Source organism: Longimicrobiaceae bacterium, assembly GCA_036375715.1.
GTDB lineage: Bacteria > Gemmatimonadota > Gemmatimonadetes > Longimicrobiales > Longimicrobiaceae > DASVBS01.
On the sequence record DASVBS010000053.1, the window covers coordinates 132,813 to 155,282 of the forward strand.

16 protein-coding genes are annotated in these 22,470 nt (G+C 66.7%); 9 read left to right on the forward strand and 7 right to left on the reverse strand.

Annotated features, from left to right (window positions below; genetic code table 11):
* The first annotated feature begins 8 nt into the window (after nt 1–8).
* From VF167_10240 to VF167_10255, 4 genes are all read left to right on the forward strand, one after another.
* Nucleotides 9–3,158, forward strand: a complete 3,150-nt coding sequence (locus VF167_10240) for a hypothetical protein (protein ID HEX6925804.1) — start codon at nt 9–11, stop codon at nt 3,156–3,158.
* A 210-nt stretch (nt 3,159–3,368) separates the two neighbouring features.
* Nucleotides 3,369–6,497 (forward strand): BamA/TamA family outer membrane protein, encoded by a 3,129-nt coding sequence (locus VF167_10245; protein ID HEX6925805.1) that lies wholly within the window; start codon nt 3,369–3,371, stop codon nt 6,495–6,497.
* Between the two features lie 14 nt (nt 6,498–6,511).
* Nucleotides 6,512–7,153 (forward strand): TetR/AcrR family transcriptional regulator, encoded by a 642-nt coding sequence (locus tag VF167_10250; protein ID HEX6925806.1) that lies wholly within the window; start codon nt 6,512–6,514, stop codon nt 7,151–7,153.
* Nucleotides 7,154–7,204: 51 nt separating this feature from the next.
* The gene (locus VF167_10255; GenBank protein ID HEX6925807.1) at nt 7,205–7,357 is read left to right on the forward strand and encodes a hypothetical protein; all 153 of its coding nucleotides are present in this window, start codon (nt 7,205–7,207) and stop codon (nt 7,355–7,357) included.
* Nucleotides 7,358–7,403: 46 nt separating this feature from the next.
* Here the strand turns inward: VF167_10255 and VF167_10260 are convergent, their stop codons facing one another.
* The 5 genes from VF167_10260 to VF167_10280 all read right to left on the reverse strand — a co-directional run bounded on the left by VF167_10260 (nt 7,404) and on the right by VF167_10280 (nt 14,203).
* Nucleotides 7,404–9,089, reverse strand: coding sequence for a hypothetical protein (locus VF167_10260; protein HEX6925808.1), 1,686 nt, complete (start codon nt 9,087–9,089; stop codon nt 7,404–7,406).
* 275 nt (nt 9,090–9,364) lie between these two features.
* On the reverse strand, nt 9,365–10,174 hold the full coding sequence (locus VF167_10265; GenBank protein HEX6925809.1) for a hypothetical protein: 810 nt from the start codon (nt 10,172–10,174) through the stop codon (nt 9,365–9,367).
* A 24-nt stretch (nt 10,175–10,198) separates the two neighbouring features.
* The gene (locus tag VF167_10270; protein HEX6925810.1) at nt 10,199–10,825 is read right to left on the reverse strand and encodes a penicillin-binding protein activator LpoB; all 627 of its coding nucleotides are present in this window, start codon (nt 10,823–10,825) and stop codon (nt 10,199–10,201) included.
* 192 nt (nt 10,826–11,017) lie between these two features.
* The gene (locus tag VF167_10275) at nt 11,018–12,379 is read right to left on the reverse strand and encodes a sigma-54 dependent transcriptional regulator (protein HEX6925811.1); all 1,362 of its coding nucleotides are present in this window, start codon (nt 12,377–12,379) and stop codon (nt 11,018–11,020) included.
* A gap of 21 nt (nt 12,380–12,400) precedes the next feature.
* Nucleotides 12,401–14,203 carry an ATP-binding protein gene (locus VF167_10280; protein ID HEX6925812.1) on the reverse strand — a complete coding sequence of 601 codons (1,803 nt, stop codon included), beginning with the start codon at nt 14,201–14,203 and terminating at the stop codon, nt 12,401–12,403.
* Nucleotides 14,204–14,529: 326 nt separating this feature from the next.
* Here VF167_10280 and VF167_10285 point away from each other — a divergent pair, with 326 nt between their 5' ends.
* Both VF167_10285 and VF167_10290 read left to right on the forward strand, forming a co-directional pair.
* Nucleotides 14,530–14,778, forward strand: coding sequence for a hypothetical protein (locus VF167_10285; GenBank protein ID HEX6925813.1), 249 nt, complete (start codon nt 14,530–14,532; stop codon nt 14,776–14,778).
* 185 nt (nt 14,779–14,963) lie between these two features.
* Nucleotides 14,964–16,304, forward strand: a complete 1,341-nt coding sequence (locus VF167_10290) for a putative glycoside hydrolase (GenBank protein HEX6925814.1) — start codon at nt 14,964–14,966, stop codon at nt 16,302–16,304.
* Between the two features lie 29 nt (nt 16,305–16,333).
* Here the strand turns inward: VF167_10290 and dapE are convergent, their stop codons facing one another.
* Nucleotides 16,334–17,416, reverse strand: a complete 1,083-nt coding sequence (gene dapE, locus VF167_10295; protein ID HEX6925815.1) for a succinyl-diaminopimelate desuccinylase — start codon at nt 17,414–17,416, stop codon at nt 16,334–16,336.
* Nucleotides 17,413–18,234, reverse strand: a complete 822-nt coding sequence (locus tag VF167_10300) for a 2,3,4,5-tetrahydropyridine-2,6-dicarboxylate N-succinyltransferase (GenBank protein HEX6925816.1) — start codon at nt 18,232–18,234, stop codon at nt 17,413–17,415. Before VF167_10300 ends, dapE begins: the two co-directional genes overlap by 4 nt.
* A gap of 152 nt (nt 18,235–18,386) precedes the next feature.
* Between VF167_10300 and VF167_10305 the strand changes: the two genes are divergently transcribed.
* The 3 genes from VF167_10305 to VF167_10315 all read left to right on the forward strand — a co-directional run bounded on the left by VF167_10305 (nt 18,387) and on the right by VF167_10315 (nt 22,454).
* On the forward strand, nt 18,387–19,022 hold the full coding sequence (locus tag VF167_10305) for an SCO family protein (protein HEX6925817.1): 636 nt from the start codon (nt 18,387–18,389) through the stop codon (nt 19,020–19,022).
* 666 nt (nt 19,023–19,688) lie between these two features.
* Entirely contained in the window at nt 19,689–21,116 is a 1,428-nt protein-coding gene (locus VF167_10310) for an outer membrane protein transport protein (protein ID HEX6925818.1), read from the forward strand.
* A gap of 60 nt (nt 21,117–21,176) precedes the next feature.
* Nucleotides 21,177–22,454 carry an SGNH/GDSL hydrolase family protein gene (locus VF167_10315; GenBank protein HEX6925819.1) on the forward strand — a complete coding sequence of 426 codons (1,278 nt, stop codon included), beginning with the start codon at nt 21,177–21,179 and terminating at the stop codon, nt 22,452–22,454.
* Nucleotides 22,455–22,470 lie beyond the last annotated feature (16 nt).

Consider the following 22,470-nt stretch of genomic DNA (forward strand, 5'->3'; position numbering starts at 1 on the left):
TCAATTTCATGGAGACATATAGGCATCGCGCCAGGGTGCTCATGCTCCTTCTGGGAGCCGTCAGCGCCGGCGCGCTCGCACCGCCGCTTCTGTCCGCGCAGTACTTCGGAAGGAACAAGGTCCAGTACGAGACCTTCGATTTCCAGGTGATGCGAACGCCGCATTTCGACGTCTACTTCTATCCTGAAGAAGAGGTAGCGGCGCGTGACGCAGCGCGCATGGCGGAGCGGTGGTACAGCAGGCTGTCGACGATCTTCGACCACGAATTCGAGCTCCGGCAGCCGGTGGTGCTCTATGGCAGCCATCCCGCCTTCCAGCAGACCACCACGCTCTCCGGTTCCATCGGTGAAGGGACGGGCGGCGTGACGGAGGCGCTCAAGCAGCGCGTCATCATGCCGCTGGCGGGCTCCTATCAGGAGACCGACCACGTGATGGGCCACGAGCTGGTCCACGCCTTCCAGTATGACATCTCCGGCCTGGGACGCTTTCGTGGCTCTCTGGGAGCCGGAGCACGCGCTTTCGGGGGCGCGCCGCTGTGGTTCACGGAAGGGATGGCGGAGTACCTCTCGGTTGGCCCCGTCGATCCGCTCACCGCGATGTGGCTGCGCGACGCGGTGCTCACCGGGAACCTTCCTGACCACGACCAGCTCAACAACGACCCGCAGTTCTTCCCCTACCGCTGGGGCCAGGCGCTCTGGGCTTATGTGGGCGGGCGATGGGGTGACCCCACCATCGGACAGATCCTGCGGCTGGTCGGGCAAGGGGTCGCCTATCCGCAGGCCTTCGAGCGGATCCTCCGCATCGATCTGGATGACCTGATCGAGGACTGGCACGTCGCTATCCGTCGCTCCTATCTCCCGATGCTCCCGGAGCACGCGGAGGCTCGGGAGGCGGCGCGTCCCCTGATCACGGAGGGCGACGAGGGAGGCAGGCTGAACGTGGGGCCGTCGATCTCGCCCGATGGTCGCTACGTGGCCTTCATCTCCGAGCTGAACTTCATCGACGCGGAGCTGTACCTCGCCGACGCGCGGACGGGGGAGGTGATCCGTCGCCTGCAGAAGGGCGCCGCCTTCGACTCGCACTTCCAGAGCCTGCGGTACATCAGCTCGGCGGGGGCGTGGGCGCCTGACAGCCGGCGCTTCGCTTTCAGCGCGCTCAAGGCGGGCAGCGACGTGCTCGTGCTGATGGATGTCGAGCGCGCGAGAGTGATCGAGGAGGTCCGCGTTGACGATGTGAGCGAGATCAGCACGCCCAGCTGGTCGCCCGACGGCCGTACGATCGTCTTCTCCGGGCTCACCGGCGGCGTATCCGATCTGTACGCCTATGACGTCGAGACCGGGCAGACTCGCAAGCTCACCGACGATCTCTACGCCAACCTCCATCCGGCGTTCTCGCCGGACGGGACCCAGATCGCTTACGTCACCGACGAAGGACCGGGGACCGACCTCGAGCAGCTGACCTACAGCCCCTACCGGATCCGGCTGTTGGACGTCGCCACGGGTCAGAAGCGGGACCTGCCGTTGATGGATGTTGGCTCCAACGTGAACCCGCAGTGGAGCCGCGACGGATCCAGTATCTACTTCATCTCGAACCGGACCGGCATCCCGAACATCTTCCGGGTCGATCTGGCCAGCCAGCAACTCTACCAGCTCACGGAGCTGTTCGGCGGGGTCAGCGGCATCACCGAGACGAGCCCCGTGCTCACGGTGGCGCGCAACGTCGACCGGCTGCTCTTCACGGCGTATGAGGAGGGCAATTACAACATCTACGCTCTCAGCGGGGACGAGCTCGCTGGGACGCTGGTGGAGTATCCGGAGCAGCTCGCCGCCGGCCCGCCGCTGCCGGCGCAGCTCCCGCCCGTCCCGCGGCCTCAACAGGGTCCGTTTACCCGCGTCGCAACGGCCATCGCCGACGTCACCAGCGGTCTTCCCAGCCCGGCGTCGGCCCGGCAGTGGGAGATCGACTCCTACCGTCCGCGCCTGACCCTCGACTACCTTGGCCAGCCCCAGGTCGGTGTGGCGGTGGGTGGCTATGCCGGTCAGGGCGGGCTCTACGGCGCGGTCTCCGGGATTTTCAGCGACCTGCTGGGCCACCACACAGTGATGGCCGCGGTCCAGGCCCAGGGGCAGTACGACGAGCTCGGCTTCCAGACGATCTACCTGAATCAGCGAAGCCGGTGGAATTGGGGCGGTGGCGCGCAGCGGATCCCCTACATCCTGCTGGGACAGGACGTCGGCTGCGAAGGCCAGTGCCCGGTGTCGGGAACCGCGCCGACGAATCTGGACCTCCTGCGCGTCCGTTTCTTCGATACCAGCCTGATGGGGCTGGCGCAGTACCCCTTCTCGCCGTCCTGGCGACTGGAGACCTCGCTCGGAGTGCGCCGCATCTCCCGCGACGTGGTCGTCGACCGCATCCATGGCACCGGTCTGTTCAACGGTGGCCGGCTGGTCGGTTTCCAGGGGCAGTCGCTGGAGCGCTTCAAGGACGAAGATTTCAGCCTGGGCTTCAACATGGCCCAGGCGTCGGTAGCGCTCGTCTACGACAACGCACTCTTCGGGTACACTTCTCCCTTCGCGGGCCAGCGATACAGAGTCGAAGTTACTCCCGTGGTCGGGCAGCTGGACTTCGTGCAGGGGCTGGTCGACTACCGGCGCTACTTCTTCCTGCGGCCGTTCACCTTCGCCATTCGCGGCCTGCATTTCGGGCGCTACGGCCCCGACGACGAGATCCTCGGAGGGCGGAGCTGGCTCGGGAATCCGTACTTCATGCGCGGCTACTACAGCGCCTACAGCGACTGTCAGAACCAGAGCCTCGACGCCTGCCGGATCTACCAGAGCATGCTCGGAACACGGCTGGCGGTGGTGAACGCGGAGCTCCGCTTCCCGCTCATCCGGGCGCTCGTGATCGGCCCCGTCGGCTTCCCGCCCATTGAGGGCATCGCCTTCTACGATGCGGGCGTGGCCTGGGACCGGGAGACGACGCCCGTCTTCCAGCGCGGCACCGATCTCGACGCCGACGAGCGAGGGATACTGACCAGCGCTGGCTTCGGCGCGCGCGTCAACCTGCTGGGCTTTGCGGTATTGGAGGTCGACTACGTGAAGCCGCTCGACGCAGAGCGCGGATGGCACTGGCAGTTCGCCTTCCAGCCGGGATTCTGAACGGCGAGAAGTTAGAAGCTGGGAGCTAGAAGCCAGAATGTGCGGACGCGGCTACCGGGTGAGGCCGCAGCAGGTGAGCGTCCCTCGATCTCGAGGCGCCGCCAAGCCCCGAGGGCCGCATCGACACCCTGGAACAAGAGAATTCTAGCTCCTAGCTTCTAGCTCCTAGCTTCTGTCTCCCCCTGCTGTTCCGGAAGGAGCCTGCGCGTCATGCTTCGACCGAAGGTCCGCACAGCGCTGACCATCGCGCTTGCTGCATTCCTCCTCCCTTCCTCCCTCTCCGCCCAATACTTCGGACGGAACAAGGTGCAGTACCGGAAGTTCGACTTCCGCGTGCTGCATACGCCCAACTTCGACGTCTACTACTATCCCGAGGAGGAGGAGGCCACCCGCGAGGCGGCGCGGATGGCGGAGCGCTGGTACGCGCGACTCTCGCGGCTGCTCGATCATGAGTTCGAGCAACGGCAGCCGCTCATCCTCTACGCCAGCCACCCGGACTTCCAGCAAACCAACACGCTGATGGACTTCGTCAGCGAGGGCACTGGAGGGTTCACGGAGGTCTTCAAGCAACGTGTCGTGCTGCCCTTCAGCTACTCGTTGGAGGAGACCGATCACGTGCTTGGGCACGAGCTGGTGCACGCTTTTCAATATGACATCTCCGGATTGGGCCGCGCGGGGGGCGGCCTCGAGGCGGCGGCCCGACGCTACCAGGTTCCCCTCTGGTTCACAGAGGGGATGGCGGAGTACCTATCGGTCGGGCCCATCGACCCGCATACCGCCATGTGGGTGCGGGACGCCGCACTTCGCGGAGATATCCCCGACATCGAGCGGATGACCTATGACCCCACCGTCTTCCCGTATCGCTGGGGTCAGGCTCTGTGGGCGTATATCGGGGGGCGCTGGGGGGACGCCACCATCGGACAGATCCTGAAGCTGGCGGGCCAGGGGCTGCCCTATGAGGAAGCCTTCGAGCGAGTGCTTCGCATCAGTATGCGCCAGCTTTCGGACGACTGGGTCTCCTCGATCCGCCGCACCTACCTGCCGATGATCGCCGACCTGCGCGAGGCGCGGGAGATGGCGCATCCGCTCATCACCTCCAACCGCGTCGGGGGCAGGCTCAACGTGGCGCCGTCCCTTTCCCCCGACGGCCGATTCGTCGCCTTCATCTCCGACCTGGACTTCATCGATGCGGAGCTCCACCTGGCCGACGCATCCACCGGTCGGGTGATCCGCACGCTTCAGAAGAGCACTGCGCTCGACTCGCATTACGGCAGCCTCCGCTACATCAACTCCGCCGGCACCTGGTCGCCCGATAGCCGCTACTTCGCCTTCAGCGCCCTCAAAGAGGGGCGCGACGTACTGGTCATTGTGGATACGAGGAACGCCAGGAAGGTGCGGGAGTTCGCGGTTCCCGGAGTCGGTGAGATCTCCAACCCGACCTGGTCTCCCGATGGCCGCACGATCGCCTTCAGCGGTCTCAAAGGCGGGATCAGCGATCTCTATCTGATCGACCTGGAGGCGGGCAGCACCGCGCAGCTCACCGACGATCCGTACGCACAGCTCCACCCCGCCTATTCGCCGGACGGAAGCACCATCGCCTTCGTAACCGAGAAGGGCCCTTCCACGGACTTCGGCACGCTGCGCTACGGTCCGTACCACATAGCCTTGCTCGATGTGGAGACCCGCACTACCACCCCCGTGCCGGGGATGGCCGGCGCGAAGAACATCAACCCGGTCTGGTCGAAAGACGGGAGGAGCCTCTTCTTCATCTCGAACCGGGGCGGTATCCCCAACCTGTACCGGGTGGACCTGGAGGGAGGCGATGTTTACCGCCTGACGAACTTCTTCACCGGAATCAGCGGTATCATCGACGTGAGCCCGGCCCTGACCGGCGCGCGGGAGCGAGATAAGCTGCTCTTCACGGTTTACGAGAACGGCGGCTACAACATCTATGCGCTGGACGGCTGGGACGCGCTGGCGGGGGTGAAGGTGCCCTCGGCCCCGGATTCCCTGGAGAAGTTCGCTGCCTTCAACGCCGCTCTCCTTCCTCCGTCGCCGCGCTCGGACGAAGCGACCTTCAACCGCGTTTCCTCCTACCTCGCCGACGCCACCTACGGCCTCCCGAACGCCGAGCGGCAGGCGCGGTTCACGGAGACCTCCTACAAGCCCCGCCTGGGTCTCGACTATCTCGGTCAGCCGCAGCTCGGCGTGTCCGTCGGCGGTCCCTTCGGCAGCGGCATGTATGGGGGGGTGGCCGGCATCTTCAGCGACGTGCTCGGCCGACACACCCTGTTCGGAATGGTGCAGGCGCAGGGACGGGTCGATGAGATCGGCTTCGCCACACAGTACCTGAACCGACGCGAGCGGTGGAACTACGGTGGGCAGGCGCAGCGCCTTCCCTACATCTTCGGCTTCTACGCCGTGGGGACGGACAGCCTCGACGGTGCGGTGGTACCGACCCAGGACATCGTGCGCGTGCGGCAGTTCGATACCGCGCTGCAGGGATACGCCCAGTACCCGTTCAGCACCGCGCAGAGAATCGAGTTCAGCGCAGGGGTCAGGCGGATCGCGACCGACGCCCAGGTCTACCGCCTGCTGCTCGATCCACAGACGTATCGGCCACGCGCGGATCGCTACTTCGAGGAGGACGGGTTCGCCCTAAACATGGCGCAGATGTCGATCGCGCTGGTCTACGACAACGCCGTGTTCAACTATACGTCGCCGTTCGCTGGCCAGCGGTACCGGCTGCAGATCACTCCCATGGTCGGAGACCTGCAGATGGTGCAGGCCCTGGCGGACTACCGCCGCTACTTGTTCGTGCAACCGTTCACTCTCGCCGTGCAACTGCTTCATACGGGCAAGTACGGGCAGGACTCGGACGGGGTGATCGATGGACAGCGGATCTTCTACGACCAGTACCTGGGCCAACCCTGGTACGTGCGCGGCTATTACGACGTGTATTCGGACTGCAAGAGGCGACAGTCGGACGCGGACGCGTGCACCGTCTTCCCGCAGCTCTTCGGCAGCCGCGTCGCGGTGGCCAAGGCGGAGATCCGGTTCCCGCTGGTGAAGCGGCTCCTGTTGGGATCGGTGATGGCTCTGCCCCCGATCGAGGGTTTCGGCTTCTTCGACGCGGGCACCGCCTGGAATCAGGACACGCGTCCGAGCCTGCAGCGCGGCGTTCCGGAGGAGCCGGGCGCGCGAGGAATCATGACCAGCGCGGGGGCGGGAGCCCGCGTGAACTTCTTCGGCTACCTGGTGGTGGAGATCAACTACCTGCGCGCCTTCGCGCTCGACGATGGATGGAAGTGGGCATTCAACTTCCTTCCCGGGTTCTGACGGCGCCAGACCCCATGCAAGAGCCACCGTTGAGCGCCGAGCGCGAGGCCCGGCGCCGGACGATCCTGCAGGCGGCGATCGAGTGCTTCGCGGAGCAGGGGTTCGCCTCCGCCCGGACAAAGGACATCGCGGCACGCGCCGGAGTCGCGGAAGGGACCATCTACCTCTATTTCGACAGCAAGGACGAGCTGTTGCTCACGGCGTTTCGTGAGACGGTGCAGGAGTTCTCGGCGTCGGTCGAGCGCCTGCTGAACGACCCGCGACCGTTTCTCGACCGTCTCACCGACTTCATCGCCAGCCAGTTCGTGCGGATCGAGCAGAATCCTTCGCTGGCGTCCGTTCTGCTCTTCGAGTCGCGGCAGTCGACCAAGTTCTACGGCGGTTCCGTGCGCGAGGTGCTCCGCACTTACGCGAACGCGGTGGAGCGGCTCCTGCAAACCGGGGTGTCACGCGGGGAGCTGCGGGGGGACCTGAACATTCCGCTGGTCCGGAGGATGTTGGTGGGCGCACTGGAGGAGGTGGAGCTCAACTGGCTACTCGGGGACCGCGTCCGGCCGCTGACTCCGCTGGCAGCCGAGCTCGCCGCGACCTTCGTACGAGGCCTCGAGCGAGGTGACTCTCCGACTGGACATCCCGGCGCGGCCGTTGTATCATAGCCCGCGATCGAGACTCAACGCGCGACCGCGGGTCGCCCGACCCTTCGAGTTATGGCAGACATCGATATTCAGGAAGAGGCCCTCCGCGACCCCGAGGACGATTACAGTTACGCGGAGATCATCTACTGGGTCGTCGGGATCCTCATGATTCCTCTTACGCCCATCCTGATGATCTGGCTGTTCACTCCCTGGAGCGGGATGTAGCCTGGCCGCGTGCTGCACGGCAAATCGAAACGCCCCCGATTCCAATTCAGGTACCGGGGGCGTTTTCGTCACCTCCCGCCGAGAGGGTGTCCGCGGTGAGCGACCCGGGGATGGAGTCCCCTTCGACCTCCTGTCTCAGCCATCCGTCCACCGGATCGAACTCGTCATTCCACTGCGCCTCACCGTCGCGCGAGAAGACCCGCTCGCAGAGAACTAGCAGTCCGCCCGGCTGAAGGGTGATGGTCCCGAGGCTCCGCACGCGCGACTCGCCGCTCTCCCCGATCGTCTCGAGCCTGATCTCATGCGTTCCCGCCGGCAGGCGCAATCGGAGCAGCGAGATGCGATCCGGGAGTAGCGACCAGCTGCGAGTGTCCGCCTGCTCGAGCTGGTTCCCGGCGATGTTCGCGATCCGGCCGAGGATGAATCCGGCCGTCTCCCCGTGCTTCTCCTCGACTTTCTCCTCCACCTCCCGAGTAATCAGATATTTGGTAAGGCCGCGCAGCAGCAACCGGGTCAACATCTCGGGACGCTCGTCGGCCAGCTCCTCTCGCATCACCACCGAGAGGTTGCCGAAAGGCACCGGCTGCGCCAGCACCTCGTTCACCCCCACCCTGACCTCCCGCGGGCGGTTCGCTTCCAGTCGGTAGGTCGGCCAGGCCAGCCGCAGGATATAGGCTCCGTCGAGGGCGTCGGCCCAGGCGGACCTCCCGTAGCGCCAGCGGTGGTGCCTCCACCGAGGATCCTGCCCGAGCAGCAGCTCCCTGCTGATCCGCGCGGCCAGCCGTGCGGCGCCGTCCTCGTCATCCAGGTGCTCGAGGTCATCATCCGGAATGGGGATGTGCAGCGCGTCCTGGGTGCGGTGGGCGACGAAACCCTGTTCCACGATCACCAGCAGCTCGCCGAGACCGGCGGAGCCTGGATCTCGCGCGTCGGTATCCAAGCTATAGCGCTCGGCCACGCTGTCGGCGACCTCAACCAGGCCCGTCGCCCGCGCGAGACGATACAGGTCCTCCGCCACTGTGGCCGCGGGGCGACCGGGCGAGCCCTCGCATTCTCGCAGCGAGCGCTCCGCCTGGCGCAGAGAGACCACCGCATCGTTGGTATCGCCTGCCGCCTCCTGCACGAGCCCCGCCACGTACTGGATCATCCCGTTCCGATTGCACTCCTCCACCGGCTCATGATCCAGTCGCTCCAGCAGCGCGACCGCTTTCCGCGCCTCGACGGCGGCGCCGTCGAGGTTCCGCAGCGCGAGATGGTTGAGCATCCCGTAATAGGGGATCATCGCCAGCTCCCCCGCCGGAGGCGTGTACGCCAGAACCCGGTCGTTGATCAACAGCGAGGCTGCCTCGCGGGTGAGGCTGCGAGTGTAGCGGAGCTCCGCTTCCACCTCGGCCCACGCGAGCAGCTCGTTGCTTCGGGCATACTCGCCCATCTCGTGGAACATCACCGCCTGCTGCAGCGCCCTCAGCAGTCGGTCGCTCGGGGCGAGAGGCGAGCCTCTCTCGAAAGCCGCCACCGCTTTCTCGCGTTCCCCGAACATGAGGTAATGGCGCAACCACGCGTCTTCCGGGCGCAGCGTGTGGCTTCTCAGCGGCGATCCCGCAGGCAAGCTCTCCCATGCGGGCATGGTGGGAAGCGGGTTCCTCGCTCCACAGCCGGCCATGAGCAGGGCGACCGCCATCACCGTCCACCCGCCGCGCCGCCGCACCATCGCACCCGGTCGCGAGCGCACCCGACACCTGGGGACATTCACACGCGACCGAAGTGTTGACCTAAGATCCCTGCGATCGGGCTGGAGTCCCGCGCCCGCCGCCGGCGGCGCCGCTCGTCGCGTTATGGCTCGGTGCGCCTCAAGAGGCGTCCCTCCGGGCCCGTACCGGAAAGGAAGAGGCACGCCTCCCCTTCCGGCCACCCCTCGAGAGGTGGGCCGGGAAGACGAGAGCGTGCCACCGCTACTGCAGATTTCGGGGCCTGCTCCAGACGAGGTCGGTACGCTGGCGACAGGGCTCACCGGTTCTCGATGACCAGAATCCGCTCGTGCGCCCGCGCGATCGCCTCCGCGATCTTCGCCGCCGCCTCGCCGCGCGCGTTGATCTTCTCCAGCTCCAGCTGGTGGATGAAGAGCTGATAGCGCATGATCGCCTCGATCGGGCGCAGCGACTTGTCGAGCGTGGTGGCGATGCGCAGGGTCGTCTCCGGGTGGTTGGGCCGGAGGATGTCCGCCTGATCGTAGCGCTCCAGCGCCAGGTCCAGCCGACCGGCGGCCGCGTACTCGTCACCCTCCTCGAGCAGCGCATCGGCGCGCGCCGCCGCCCGTCCGGCGAGCGTCGCCTGTGCCGGGTCGGTCACCGTGCGAAAGCCGCTGGGTTCCCTGTAGGTGTAGCTGGAGACCCGACCATTCTGCAGTGTGACGAAAGCCACCCGCGCGACGGCATCGCTTACACCTCGAGCCCCCTCCTTCGAGCTCATCGTCAGCATCCCGCCGGAGCCGCGAACATTCCACGCCTGGGGCGTCGTTCGGGTCGCGGCGAGCACCTCCGCCTCCGTCATCCCGATTGCCAGCTCGCCACGGGAGATCGCGTCGCAGATCTCCGGAGTGCAGCTCGCCAGCGCGGTCCCCTCCGAGGCCGCCCGCTGGCTCGCGAGCCGCTCACGCTCCATCTCCCCCTCCACCCGCGCCTGCTCCACGATCTCGTCGGCGCGGGGACGCAACACCTCTCCGTTGTCGATGGTCTTTTCGAGCGGACGGATATGGGGCCCGCACGACGCCGCGGCCGAGACCAGAGCCGTCACCGCAGCGATCTTCCAGCTGTTCATGGAACCTCCCGAGGTGGTGATGGCTTACAGACTGAAGCGCGGCCGATCGATGAACTTCTTGATCTTGTGCTGGCCCACCCAGACCTTCTCGTTGCTCTCGAGATCGGTGAGCGTCACGTCCACCTGGTAGAAGACGACCGCCTTTCCGTCTTCACGGTCTTCGATCGACTGGATCTCGCCCTGGAGCATGTAGTCGGCACCCGTCTCCATGCGCAGACGTGAGCGCGTGTCCGCCGAGGCGAACTCCTGCTGGTCCTCCCGCTCGTCGCGGATCTCGTCTCGCTCCCCCCGGCTCGAGACGACCAGCACCTGGCCACTGTTGATGTATGCTCGCTCCAGATCCCGTACGAAGGTGCTGACGGGGATGTGCTCCATGCTGCGGTTCCGCACCGTCCCCACGATCACCCTCGGGCGGTCGCCCCCGTGGCTCTGCATGTAGCGGCTGACCCAGCTCTGGCCCCCGGGGGTGTTGAAGCTCTGCTCGATCAGCGCCTCCGCGACCAGGCGGCTGTCCACGTCGTTCCAGCGACCGGACAGATCGATGGCCTGCTCCGGTGCAACTCGAACCACGTGCTGCGAGCAGGCTCCCAGTCCAAGAGTGCCGATGGTTAGCGCCAGCAGGACCAGGCGCGGGGAATGAAAGGCGGTCATGGGAACTCCTGCGATACGTAGACGGAACGAGAGAATCCTCAACCGATGGGAAGGCATCCCACGTGCCTTTCCCACCGGCACCAATAAGCACTTCATTATCAACTACTTAGAAGCGATCATGCAGAGACGCGGCGCGCGGTCCGTCCCCTCTAGTGGACAGCCAGCGCGCCGGGAGGAGGGACAGCGGCGGGGTCAGATGTGCTCGAGTCCGTATGCCTTCAGCTTCTGCCAGAGCGTGGTGCGACCCATTCCGAGCGCGGCGGCGGCCCGGGTGCGATTTCCTTCGGCCTCCTCCAGCGCCTGCTGGATGGCCGCGCGCTCCGCCGCCGGGTCCGGGGCCTGGTAGCGCCGGGACGCTTCCTCTTTCGGCTCCTCGGGCTGCTCTTCCGGTCGCTCGAGGATCTCGGGCGGCAGGTGGCAGGGCAGGATTCGGTTACCGTCGCACACGATGCAGGCGTGCTCGATAGCGGCCATCAGCTCGCGAACATTGCCCGGCCAGTCGTACGCTTGCAGCACCTCCAGCGTCTCGTCGGACACCCCGGCGATCTGGCGCTCGGCGTCACCCACGCGCTTGTTCCAGGCTGAAACCGCAGCCGACACCAGGGCAGGGATGTCCCCCTTACGATCCTTCAGGTCCGGAATGCGGATCTGGAAGACCTTCAGCCGGAAGTAAAGATCGGCGCGAAAGCGCCCGTCCTCCACCATCGCTTCCAGGTCGTGGTGGGTCGCCGCGATCACCCGCACGTCCACCGGAATAGGTCGGACGGTGCCCACCCGGGTGACCTCTCGCTCCTGCAACACGCGCAGGAGCTTGGCCTGCATCGCCTGGCTCACGTCGCCGATCTCGTCGAGGAAGATCGTGCCGCCGTTCGCCTCCTCGAACAGGCCTTTACGCTCGGCTACGGCGCCGGTGAACGCCCCTCGGGCATGACCGAAGAGCTCGGACTCCAGCATCCCCTCGGCGAGGGCAGAGCAGTTCACCGCCACGAAGGGGCGACCCCGCCGCGGGCTGGCCTCGTGAATCGCCCGGGCAGCCAGCTCCTTGCCCGTACCCGTGGCCCCTCGCAGGAGCACCGTGGACGAGGTGGGTGCGACCCGGGCGATGGCCTGCAGCACCTCCTTCATCTCCGGGCCCGAGGCGATCATCCGATCCGAGCCGATCCCCCGGACCGGCGCACGCGAGGCGATGATGTGCCGGATCTTCGACCGCAGCAGCTCGTTGTCGCACGGCTTGGTGAGGTAGTCGTCGGCGCCGAGCTTCAGTGCCTGCACCGCAGAATCCACCGTGGCGTAGCCAGTGAGCATCAGCACCGGCACCGTGTAGCCCGACCGCCGAATCTCCTCGAGCACGGAGAGACCGCTGCGACCCTCCATCTTCAGATCGAGGAGAACGAGCTGATACCGCTCGCTCTGCAGCCGGGCGATCCCCTCGTCCCCGCTGGCCGCGGCATCCACCTGGTAGCCCTCGTCCATGAGGAGAGCTCGGGTGCCGACCCGGAAGGCGCGGTCATCATCGATGATCAGAATGCGTGCGATCGTCTCGTCGGAGGCCATTCCAACCCTGGATGGTTTACGTCAAACCCCGGCCGCGGAACGCGACGCCTGCGCATCCGCGCTTGACAGGGATGAGTCCAGCGTCTCGCGGGGAAGCTGCACGATGAAGCGGCTCCCCTTACCAACCTCGCTCTCCACCGTGAGCCTGCCGCGGTGGCCACGGATGATTCCTTCCGAAACGAACAACCCCAGCCCGATCCCCCGCACCTCAGGCTTGGTGGTGAAGAACGCCTCGAAGATATGCGGCAGGTCCGCTTCCGAGATGCCGGCTCCCGTATCTTCGACTTCGACCTCTACGGCTTCAGGACCACCGCGGGTTCTCAGGTAGAGGGTGCCGCCATTCGGCATTGCGTCGATGGCGTTGTCCACCAGGTTCGCGAGCACCTGCTGAATCGCGTCCGGATGCGCAACCACGGTCGGTAGCTCGGGATCGAGGCTCATGCGTAGGTCTACGCCGTTCTTCTCCAGCTGATCCCGGGCGAGCGTAGCGACACGCTGGACGAGGTGGTTGAGCTGCAGAGGACGCGCCGCGTCCGCCAACGGCCGGCTCTGGTCCAGCAGCTGCCGTGTGAGCACCGCCATACGATCCAGCTCCTCGCGCGCCAGCTCCAGGAACTCGCGGTTCGGATCGGTCGGATCTCCCCGTCGATCCAGGACCTCGAGGCAGTTCTGGATATTGTAGATGGGATTGTTGATCTCGTGGGAGAGCTGCGCGACCAGCCGGCCCATCGCCGCCAGCTTCTCGCGATGGATGAGCTCCGCCTGGGCGGAGCGCAACCGCGCCTCACGCTCGGCGATGGCGGAGCGCATCTCGGCGAAGGCCCGCGTGAGCTGGCCGATCTCGTCGCCGGAGGCCCGTGGTAGAGGGGTCTGGAAGTTTCCCTGCGCAACGTCCGTGGCGGCCGCGGCGAGCACCTGTGCGGGTCTCGCCACGATGCGCGCCACCACCAGGGCGAGCAGCAGTGAGAGCAACAGGGCGAACAACCCGATCCCCACCATCGATTGACGGATTCCCCGGACGATCTGCAGCTCCTCCGCGACCGAGCGGAAGAGCAGGATTCCCACCTCGCCGTCCGGCGAGAGGAGCGGGCTGACGCCAATCAGGTACGGCAGCGAGGCGATCGGCGGACCGAAGATCGGTCCGCCGCGGACCAGTCCCGCCAGATCGAGGTCCTCCAGCGACCGGGCGATGCTGTCCGGCAGGGTGGTCCCGACCAGCGAATCCCCCGCCACGAGAGCCACCTCGCCGCCGGTGATCACCTTCATGTCGCCGATGGTCCGCTCGTCCAGGCGGGTTCCCACGCCGATGATCCCCACGCGCACGCTGTCCAGCGCAAGGGTGTCTGGGAGCGTGTCTCCCTCGGGGCGTGGTGGCGGCTCCAGGAACACCGGCCACACTGCGACGTTCAGTGCCGCGGAATCGCGATCACTGAGCACCACCACCGTCCCCCCCGCGGAGATGGTCGCCGAATCCAGCATCGGCCCCACCAGAGGTCTCCCCGCCGTGTCCGCAGCAAGCACGCTCCTGCCCGGCGAGATCTGGCGCAGCAGGACGGACTCCAGTGCGGCACTGTCGCCCTCGCCGAGGAGCTCCTCCACCTCCGGTTCACGGGCGATCCGACGCGCGCTCTCCTGGAGAGCATCGTTCTGCCGCTCCCAGTACGTACCGAGAGCGTCGATGGCGTTCATCAGCTCTTCGGTCGCCCGCTCGTACACCCGGTTCTCCACGGCACGCCCGATCATCACCAGTGCGGGAATGACGGTGAGCAGCGACGCCCCCGCAAAGAGCAGAAAGATCTTGGTTCGAACCGAGAGACCGCGCATCGATCCCGGGGGGAACTTCGCACAGCGCCAGCCGGAGCTGCCCGGCGGCGAAGGCGAACTGTTCACTGAACGGGCGACAGGTGCTCACTGAACACTCACGGGCCGAAAAAATCGATCCGTGGCGCCGGTCGAGCCCTGCGCGACAGCACGAAAACTAAGACGTGGCGCGGAATTACGCCACCTGGGGCGGAAGCTCTGATCGTGGCATACCGGTTGCCTTAAGAGGGCCCCGATCGAAGCGAGCGCCAAACGCAAAAACCACCGAGCGCTCCGCTGGCGGGCGACGACGCCCGACACGCACGGTAACCCGAATTGGGGAGAATCAAATGCTGAAGAATCGCTTCTTTGCCGCCCTCGCGATCGCCGGCCTCATCGGCACCGCGGCCGCGTGTGCGTCGGAGCAGGAGGATGTGCAGTTCGACGATCCGACGCTCGAGGAGACGACGCCCGCGCCCCCGCTCCCTGAGGAGCCGATGACCGAGGACACGATGCCGATGCCGGGCGCTACGGATACCGCCGGCGCTGACACGGGCGCGGCGATGGACACCGCGGCGACCGATACGTCGGGGCTGTAAGCGTCGTAAATCAGGAGGTTTTGAGCCCGGTCTCCATCCGGAGGCCGGGCTCTTCTATTTTGTATGCTCCGTGTGTCTGTACGCTCCGTATGCCGTCTCTGCCAGCGGTGCCGACAACTCCGGTACCGTGGTCCAATCCCTTGTCTGGCGCGCCTACGGGGACGCTACCCGCGCTTTCCAGCGAAATGATCCACGCCCTACACCGCTTTTTCCTGGCTCCTGCGCTCCTTCTGGCCCTCTGGGGGTGCGAGTCGGGTGATGGGCGGCTCGCCCCCGCTTCCGCGGCCGCGCCGGAAGCCGTCGGCGCATCGGCATCCGCAAGCGCGGACAGCGCGGAGCTTCCGAAAACAGGGTTCGCCTCCCGCGTAGAGCGCCCGGACACGATCCGGGCGCTCTACGTGAACGGCTGGGCGGCGGGATCTCGCTCGCGAATGCGGGAGCTGATCCGGATCGCGGAAGAAACCGAGATCAACGCTTTTGTCATCGACGTAAAGGAATCCGACACCTATCTGGTCTACGACTCGACTGCGATCCCGCTCGCCCGCGAGATCGGAGCGGACCAGCGGCCCGCCTCCCGCTGGCTTCCCGCGCTGCTCGATACACTGCAAGCCCATGGCATCTACTCCATCGCGCGCATCGTGGTCTTCAAGGACCGCATGCTGGCGGAGGCTCGTCCCGAGCTGGCGATCCGGAATCTCAACGGGCAGATCTGGCTGGACAGCGACGGCAGGCCCTGGGTGAACCCGTACGACCGCAGGGTGTGGGATTACAACATCGCGATCGCGGCGGAGGCGTTGGACATGGGCTTCGGTGAGATCCAGTGGGACTACGTGCGTTTTCCCGATGTGACCGCTGCCCAGCGGACGAACATGGTCTATCCCGGTGCCGGCGAGGTCAGCCGCGAGGACAACATTCGCGACTTCATCGCCTACTCCCGCGAGAAGCTGAGCAGGTATCAGGTCCCCATCGCGGCCGACGTCTTCGGGATGGTGACCTACATGGAGGGCGACGTGGGGATCGGACAGAACTGGGAGAAGCTTGTTCGGGTGTCGGATGCACTCCTGCCGATGGTCTATCCGTCGCACTACTATCAGGGAATGTACGGCTTCCAGGCCCCCAATGCCCACCCGTACGAGGTCGTGCGCGCCGCGCTGCAGGATGCGGTCGAGAGGACGGAAGCGTTGCGGCAACAAGGAGAGAAGACCGCCGAGATCATTCCCTGGCTGCAGGCGATGAGCGCCGACTGGCTCGACGACCTCCGCTACGGTCCCCACCACCTGCGAGCACAGATCCAGGCAGTGTACGACTCCGGCCTGGCAAGCTGGGCACTCTGGAACCCCGGCTCGAAGTACGACCTCTTCCTGCCCGCGCTGCGCCCCGCCGACGGCTCACCGTCGCCGCTGGAGCGCTCCGGCTGGGTCGCCCCTGAGTGGCAGCCGCCCCGGCACGTGCTGAGCCCCCTGCTCCGCCGCCGGGATGCCGCGGCGGCCGCGCCGACGGCCGCACCGCCCGATACGGTGCCCTGACCTTCGGCCTCTAGCGGGGCATCTGGCACTCAGCGGAAGAACTCGCGCAGAGCCCCGTACACGAATTCAAGCGAGTCGATGGAGCACCACTCCCGTGCCTGGTGGGCCTGCGCGGTTTCGCCGGGGCCAAAGTTCACCGCGGGAATGCCCCGCTCGGTGAAGCGGGCGACGTCGGTCCACGCCTGCTTGCAGGCCACGTCGATGCCGAGGCGCCTTCTCCAGGGCTCCACCAGCGGGTGGTCCAGGTAGACAGCGCCGGACGGCGCGCGGTCGATAAAGGTCACCTCGCCATCCTGCCCGACCGCCGCCAGCAGGTCCGCTTCCGCCTCCGCAATACTCTTCCCCGGCGCGAAACGCACGTTGACGTTGATCATCACCCGGTCCGGAACGACGTTCTTCGAGTTCTCGGTCCAGACCTGGGTGGGGACGATCACTTCGTAGAAGGTGAGCGACCCGACCTTCACCTCGCGCCGGTCGCGGGCGCGCAGCCGCTCCAGGAGAGGTAGAGCGTTGTAGAGGGCATTTTCGCCCTGCCACGGCCGTGCACTATGCGCCCGACGACCCCGCACGGTGACGATGGCGTGGAGAGTGCCCATGCACCCCATCTGGATCGCCCGGTCCGTGGGCTCCAGCACGAACGCCAGGTCCAGCGGGGGCAGGACGCCGCTCTCGAGCACCGGTCCCAGCCCGTTCTCCTCGTGGGGACCCTCTTCCCGATCGTAGAAGATCCAGATCGGGCGTGCACCGGCGAACTCGCGATGGCGCTCGAGCAGAGCCAGCATGGTCGCCACACCGGCCTTCATGTCGCTGGCGCCACAACCGTAGACCCGGTCGTCGCGGATCTCCAGCGGCTGATCCGCGGCGCACCGCACCGTGTCCGTGTGCCCGACCAGGGCGACCGCAGGCAGATCGGCGCCGAAGCCCTCCGGCATGCAGACCACCGAGTTGCCGATCCGCTGCGTGGCGCCGGCGCCCGCGACGGCCACGCAGAGTCCCTCGATGTGGTCGGCGATTTCCCGCTCGTTGCCGGTCTCGCTGGGGATCGCGCAGAGCTCCAGCGTCCGTCGAGCCAGCTCCTCCCGGATGTTCGAGTCGGCCACGGTTACGCTCACACCTGCACGTTGAACGTACGCAGGACGTCGTTTAGCGACGTCTTTCGGTCAGTGGATTCCTTCCGCTGGCCGATCACCAGAGCGCAGGGGACGTGGAACTCGCCGGCCGGGAAGCGCTTCGGCTGCGTGCCCGGAATCACCACCGAGCGCGCCGGGATCCTCCCTCGGGTGACAACGGGCTCGGGGCCGGTCACGTCGATGATCGGCGTCGAGGCGGTGAGCACCACGTTCGCCCCGAGGACCGCCTCTTCCTCGACCACCACCCCCTCGACCACGATGCAGCGCGAGCCGATGAAGGCACCGTCCTCGATGATGACCGGTGAGGCACTGGGCGGCTCCAGGACCCCCCCGATGCCGACGCCGCCGGAAAGGTGCACGCCCCGCCCGATCTGCGCGCATGACCCCACGGTCGCCCAGGTGTCCACCATGGTCCCGGAGCCGACATAGGCACCGATGTTCACGTAGCCGGGCATCAGCACGCAGCCGGGCTCCAGGAAGGAGCCGTAGCGAGCCACCCCCGGCGGCACGACACGGATGCCCTGCGCTTCCAGGTTGGTCTTGGTGGGCACCTTGTCGTAGAAGGCAAGGTCTCCGGCGGCCACGGGGCTGAGCGGCCTCTGCCCGAAGTAGAGCAGGATCGCCTCCTTCACCCAGGCGTTGACCCTCCACTCCCCGTCGCGCTTCTCGGCGACCCTGAGCTCACCCCGGTCCAGGCGCGCAATCACCTCCTCCACCGCCTGCCGTACCGCGGCGTCCGCGGCGCGCTCCCGATCCCGGTAGGCCTCGCTGATGATCCTTTCCAGCTGCTCGCTTTCCATCCGTTCGCTCCCGCTCCATTGAAGCGCACAACCGGGCGGCGAGGTTCGCCGACGCGCCCTCCACGACCGCTGGACGCCCTCATCCCCACCCGATTAGCTTGATCGGTTGTCTCTGGGCCTGCGCGGCCCAAACTCGTCGACGGAGTGTATGCATGCAAGCTGTGTCGAAGGCCGCTCCAGAAGTGCGCTCGAAAGCGGTGCCACGGGTACTGGCCGCGGTGGCCGTTGCCCTGCTGCTGGCCCTGGCAATCGCCGCCGCGACACTGGTCGCGGGGTCGCCCTCTTTCCATGCGACAACGTACGAACCGCCTGCACCGGCGCGGGACTTCACGCTGACGGATCATACCGGCGGGACGACGAGCCTTTCCGATCTGCGCGGGAAGCCGGTCCTCCTCTTCTTCGGGTACACCCACTGCCCGGACGTCTGTCCGATGACCCTGTCCCTGTTGCGCGACGCCCTGCGGCAGGCCGGAGCGGGCCCGGAGGAGGTGAGCGTTCTCCTGGTCACAGTCGATCCCGCACGGGATACGCCCGAGATCCTGGCCAGATATGTAGAGCGCTACGCGCCGTATCTGACGGGGTTGACGGGGAGCGAAGCGGAGATCCAACAGCTGCTGAGCGCCTATGGCATCCACGCCGAAGGAGGCCATGAGGGCCACTCGGGCCTGCTCACCCATACCTCAGCCGTCTTCGGCATCGACCGCGACGGCATGATCCGCGTCCTTCTGCGCCCCGAGGCCCCGCGCGACGAATTCCTCGCCGACGTCAAGACCCTCCTCGAGCTCTGAGCCGCAAGGCGTCGGCCTGGCATACGCCCGGATCCGACGCTCCCCGGCGTGTTACCATGGGGAACAGTCTGCCCCGGGCAGATCCACTTCGAGTGCCCACCGAACCCCGGCCTTTCAGTCATAAGACGCTGCTTTCTCTCGGCCTACGCTGATGTCTGCCGCGCCGACGCGGGCGGAATGCCTTGTGCTCGGAAGGCGGGCGCCGCCGGGCGCTCCCGCCCTCGTATTGAACGCCACCCGCGCCGCCGACCATCCATGGCCGGAGCCCCCTCGCCCCCGAGCACCGCGCACTCCCGACGTCCTCCCGCCGTCCGCCCATCCCGTTCTCCCATCATCGGCGGATCCCACACGCGCGGTTGATCTCCCCTCGCGCAGTTGCCAGACGGGGCGGCAGGAGGCGCCCCGCCGGCATTCCCTTCCCTCATAGATAGCGACGTCTCTAGAGCAGATCATGCAAGCCGGGCCGCTCCTTCCGCTCGTGCGCGCACTGAGTGCCACTCACTAAATTTCGAAAAATCATTCGGCCTCAGTTTGCTTGACCGTTGTTGCGGCGCGGCTTATGCTGTCGAAATTCCCGCCGGGACGCGGCTTTCCGCGACCCCGGCCGCGCACTCCGGTCCGATGGCGGCGCGGCAAACGATCGCAAGTTCTCGGAGGAGATCCAGCATGACTCGTCGTCTGACCTGTGCGGGGGTGAGCTTGTTGCTGGCGCTTGGCGGCGCGCAGCCACTCCGGGCGCAGGGCTCGAACGTGATGCAGCATGGGGCCTGCGCGACCTCGATGGTCAGCGCCGGCGTGGCCTCTCCCTGCCACGACGGCTCGGCGGTGCTCTTCAATCCCGCCGCCCTCGCGGGCCAGCAGAGCGTGATCAGCGCCGGGGTGACGGCGATCATTACCGCCTCGGATTTCACCTACGACTTCACGGGCGAGCGGGTCGAGCGGGACGCGACCACCTCGTTCGTTCCGTTCGGCTTCCTCAATCACCGCATCACTGATCGCTTGGCGGCTGGATTCGGCGTCTTCGCGCCGTACGGTCTGGGGATCGATTGGCCTCTCGAGTTCGAGGGGCGATTCGTCAGCTACGACACATCACTGCGCAACATCTACCTGCAGCCGACCCTCTCGTATGCTCTGGCCGACTGGCTGACCGTGGGCGGCGGCGTGGACGTCGTGCTCGGCTCCATCGAGTTGAACCAGCGGCTCGACCTCTCCGAGCAGATCGTACCGGATCCGTCCACGGGACAGCCGGTCACGATCCCCGGGACGAACACGCCCGCGCGCTTCGGGAATTTTGGCGTTCCGCGCAGTACCGACTTCGCGGACGCGCGTCTGGCCGGAGACGGCACGGGGGCGACCTTCAACGTGGGCGCGATCCTGCGCTTCAGCGATTTCCTTTCCGCCGGCGTGCGGTACCTGCACTCCGCGGAGATCGACTACGACGGAGACGCCCGCTTCGAGCCGGTTCCCACCGGCCTGACTCTCGGCGCCGGCAACCCCTTCGGCGTTCCCGGCGGGACGCCGCTCGACGCGCTGCTGCAGGGCCAGTTCTCGGGCGAGGGGGCCCTCGCTCCCCGCGACATCGGCACCACTCTGGAGCTTCCGTACCAGGTGGTGGTGGGCTTGGCCGTCTCCCCCACCGAGACGCTCAAGCTGCTCGCCGACTACCAGTTCACCGGCTGGGAGAGCTTCGACGTCGCCGAAATCGACTTTGCCGAGGGAGGCCCCGATACCGAGCTGGTCCTGGATTACCGGAACACCCACACCTTTCTGGTCGGGGCCGAGTACGCAGCGGCCGAGGATTTGGACCTGCGGGCCGGGTGGCGCTTCAACACCGCCGCCGAGAAGGCGGCGTCCGTCTCTCCGTTCCTCCCCGAGGCCGACCGCAACTACTACACGGCAGGACTTGGCTACGACCTCGGTCGGGGCCTGCGGGTGGACCTCGCTTACCAGGCGATCGTTCAGGCCGACCGACGGGGGCGGGTCCGGAGCCGCACACTGGAGCAGAACGCGGGTGACGTGAACGTGGGCGTCTACTCGAACGACGCTCACGCCTTCAGCGCATCCGTGTCGTATAGCTTCGGCGGCGACCGCTGAGGCACAGGCGATCACATCCGACCGCTCGAAGGCTCGAGCCGCATCAGAGGAGAGAGGAAGATGAGCGTCAGGAAGTGGAGGGCCTCCGCCGTCGCCCTGGTCGGGGCCACGCTGATCGGGGGGTGCGCGGCGGATGAGGGGATTATCCTTCCCGACCGGGAGCCGGTCGGGGGTGAGCTGTTCGCACGCTACGTCGCGCTGGGGAACTCGATCACCGCGGGCTTCCAATCGCTCGGCATCAACGACAGCACGCAGAGGGAGGCCTATCCGTTCCTCCTGGCCCAGCAGGCCGGGGCCCGCTTCAACCTGCCGCTGCTCACGAGGCCGGGGTGCCCACCCCCGATGAATGGGCCGTTCAGCACCACCACCATCGCGGGGACCCCGCTGGGCCAGGCGGTCTGCTTCTTCCGCGCCTCCCCTACACCCGACCTGGTGAACAACCTGGCCGTGCCCGGCGCCAACCTCCTGGACGCCGTGGACCACACCGCCAACTCCGACGCCGCCGACACCTTCAATCGGCTGCAGACCTTCATACTCGGTGGCCGATCGCAGGCACAGGCGATGGTCGATGCCGATCCGACCTTCGTCTCGATCATGCTCGGCAGCGGCGACGCCCTGGGGGCGGCGCTCGACGGAGACGCCTCGCTACTGACGCCGGTCTCATCCTTCCAGGAGAGCCTGGACGAGCTGGTAGCCGCGGTGAACTCCACCAACGCGCAGGCGGTGCTGGTGATCGGCGCGATCAACTCGAACGTGATGCCGGCCCTTCAGCCGGGGCTATTCTTCTGGGCGGTGAAGCAGGACCCCGCCACCGCTCCACTGCTGCCGAAGCCGGTGAGCAACGACTGCGCACCGGTCACCGCGCTCGGGCAGCCGAACCCCCTGGCGGCCAACCTGATCTCCTATACCATCCTCTTCGATGCGACCGTGCCGGAGATCAGCTGCCAGGATGACGCGCCCTTCGTTCTGCCACCCGCGGAGCAGGCGCAGATCACGGCGGCCGTGACCGAGTACAACACCCTCCTGGCCCAGGCCGCCGAGGACAACGGTTGGATCTACTTCGACGTGAGCTCGCTGCTCACGCCGGCGCTCGCCGACCCCTCGCTGCTGCGAAAGTGTCAGGGGCTGGCGACGGCACGCACTCCGGACGAGATCCGGACCGCAATCCTGACCACCTGCCCAAATCCGGATCCCCGGGTAGGCTTCGGGCGGTTCATCTCCTTCGATGGGATCCACCCCTCGGCCGAGGCGCACCGGGTGCTGGCCAACGCGCTGATCGACACCCTCAACCAGGAGCTGGGGCTGGACATCCCCCAGCTGCCGAGCGGCCAGTCGTGACGCAGGGCGGGGCGGT

Coding starts and splice junctions, on each gene's coding strand:
- VF167_10240 (HEX6925804.1), top strand. CDS start 9: ATGGAGACATATAGGCATCGCGCCAGGGTGCTCATGCTCCTTCTGGGA.
- VF167_10245 (HEX6925805.1), top strand. CDS start 3,369: ATGCTTCGACCGAAGGTCCGCACAGCGCTGACCATCGCGCTTGCTGCA.
- VF167_10250 (HEX6925806.1), top strand. CDS start 6,512: ATGCAAGAGCCACCGTTGAGCGCCGAGCGCGAGGCCCGGCGCCGGACG.
- VF167_10255 (HEX6925807.1), top strand. CDS start 7,205: ATGGCAGACATCGATATTCAGGAAGAGGCCCTCCGCGACCCCGAGGAC.
- VF167_10265 (HEX6925809.1), bottom strand. CDS start 10,174: ATGAACAGCTGGAAGATCGCTGCGGTGACGGCTCTGGTCTCGGCCGCG.
- VF167_10270 (HEX6925810.1), bottom strand. CDS start 10,825: ATGACCGCCTTTCATTCCCCGCGCCTGGTCCTGCTGGCGCTAACCATC.
- VF167_10275 (HEX6925811.1), bottom strand. CDS start 12,379: ATGGCCTCCGACGAGACGATCGCACGCATTCTGATCATCGATGATGAC.
- VF167_10280 (HEX6925812.1), bottom strand. CDS start 14,203: ATGCGCGGTCTCTCGGTTCGAACCAAGATCTTTCTGCTCTTTGCGGGG.
- VF167_10285 (HEX6925813.1), top strand. CDS start 14,530: ATGCTGAAGAATCGCTTCTTTGCCGCCCTCGCGATCGCCGGCCTCATC.
- VF167_10290 (HEX6925814.1), top strand. CDS start 14,964: ATGATCCACGCCCTACACCGCTTTTTCCTGGCTCCTGCGCTCCTTCTG.
- VF167_10300 (HEX6925816.1), bottom strand. CDS start 18,234: ATGGAAAGCGAGCAGCTGGAAAGGATCATCAGCGAGGCCTACCGGGAT.
- VF167_10305 (HEX6925817.1), top strand. CDS start 18,387: ATGCAAGCTGTGTCGAAGGCCGCTCCAGAAGTGCGCTCGAAAGCGGTG.
- VF167_10310 (HEX6925818.1), top strand. CDS start 19,689: ATGACTCGTCGTCTGACCTGTGCGGGGGTGAGCTTGTTGCTGGCGCTT.
- VF167_10315 (HEX6925819.1), top strand. CDS start 21,177: ATGAGCGTCAGGAAGTGGAGGGCCTCCGCCGTCGCCCTGGTCGGGGCC.